At 71.9% G+C, this 958-nt stretch carries 1 pseudogene (running past one end of the window); it reads right to left on the bottom strand.

The features are described 5' to 3' along the window. Positions 1–958 (bottom strand): annotated as a pseudogene (locus ACFR9S_RS12350) (molybdopterin molybdotransferase MoeA); its annotated part reaches 169 nt to the left of the window's first position; the annotation flags it as partial.

Below are 958 nucleotides of genomic sequence, written 5' to 3'. Positions count from 1 at the left end.
CGGGCGCTCCTCCAGCCGGACGCGTGCGAACGTCCGTACGCCGGGCTCGCTGGCGATCTTCCGCTCCAGCCGCGCCTCGGTCGTCGGATGGGGCGGCAGCGGGGCGTCCATCGCGCGCTTGATCGCGGGCCGCAGGAACTGCACGGCGTTGACGATCGTCGCGACGGGGTAGCCCGGCAGCATCAGCACGGGCGTTCCCTCACAGACCGCGAAGCCGAACGGGTGGCCGGGTTTGAGCGCGACGCCGTGGACGACGATATCGCCGAGGTCCTCGAGCACCTCGGGGAGCAGGTCGCGCTCGCCGACGGAGGAGCCTCCGGAGGTGACGACGAGTTCGCCGTCGAGTCCCGAGTGGATCGCCTCTTTTAGCGCCGCTTCGTCGTCCTTGACCGGATCGAGTTCGGTGACGTTGCCGCCCCAGCGCTCGACGAACCGCGCGACGGTGAGCCCGTTCGTCTCGATCGTCTCGCCCGGGCCGGGGTCGGCTTGGACGAGTTCGTCGCCGGTCGGGATCACCGTCACCTCGGGCTTCTCGAAGACTGGGACCTCGGTGACGCCGACGGACTTCAGCAGGCCGAGGTCGGAGGGTCGCAGGACGTGGCCGGGGTCGTAGAGGTGCTGACCTTCCTCCACGTCCTCGCCGGCGGCGGCGACGTTCTCCCCCTCGGCGACGGCGTCGAACACCTCGACCTCGTCGGCGATTGGCTCGACCTGTTCGATCATCACCACGGCGTCGGCGCCCTCGGGAAGCGCGCTCCCGGTGTGGACCCGGATGGCTTCGCCGGGGCCGACGGTGCCCTCGGTCGGTTCCTCGTCGACGGCGCGCAGGACTTCTGGCGATCGGTCGGAGGCGCCGAACGTGTCGCCGGCCCGGACCGCGTAGCCGTCCATCGCCGCCTCCGGCGCCGAGGGGACGCTCGCGGGCGCGGCCATCGTCGCCGCGAGCGTGCGCCCGTCG

Origin of the sequence: Halolamina salina (genome assembly GCF_042678005.1) — an archaeon.
Taxonomy (GTDB): domain Archaea; phylum Halobacteriota; class Halobacteria; order Halobacteriales; family Haloferacaceae; genus Halolamina; species Halolamina salina.
Note: the sequence above shows the minus strand (reverse complement) of the source record. Positions and strands in the feature narration are given on the sequence as shown.